The sequence below is a fragment of the Citrobacter sp. S55_ASV_140 genome (genome assembly GCF_018919505.1).
Taxonomy (GTDB): Bacteria; Pseudomonadota; Gammaproteobacteria; order Enterobacterales; family Enterobacteriaceae; genus Citrobacter; species Citrobacter werkmanii.
Window position 1 is genome coordinate 1 of sequence record NZ_JAHLQZ010000433.1, and the last position, 519, is coordinate 519.

1 protein-coding gene is annotated in these 519 nt (G+C 41.6%); it reads left to right on the plus strand.

Going from position 1 to position 519, the window contains the following annotated elements; translation table 11 throughout:
- Nucleotides 1–428: 428 nt before the first annotated feature.
- Nucleotides 429–519 (plus strand): DUF2627 domain-containing protein (locus KQJ18_RS24380; protein WP_216423002.1); only part of this gene is annotated, 91 nt, incomplete at its 3' end.

Genomic DNA, 519 nt, shown 5'->3' on the forward strand with positions numbered 1-519 from the left:
ATGTCATTTTTGTGATAGCGATCGTCTTATTCACAGCGAAACGTTTCTCTTACTTTTTTTGTGCATTGTCATCATTCTTTCATTATTTTAGTGCAAAACCAAAAGGCGGATCTCATTTTTACGCTTGTGACATTTTATGCATTACTAAGCATAAAAAATGATATCCACCAGCCCCTGTGACAGATAACCTGGAACAACCGAAGCTATTGAGCTATGGTAGAAATGTCCCTGTGACGGTGCAAGCCTGACGGGGCAAGGGGAGAGAGGTGAGAATATAACTCTGCTCGGTCTGGCGCATAACTGTGCAGTGGTTGTTTGATGAACAACAGGATTTGTGCGACCGATCGAGACACGTTTAAAAATGGCTTGCCATTATTTACGTTGTATGTGATAACACGTTTTGGGTTAAACGAGGTACAGTTCTGTTTATGTGTGGCATTTTCAGTAAAGAAGTCCTGAGTAAACACGTTGACGTTGAATACCGCTTCTCTGCCGAACCTTATATTAGTGCCTCAAGCA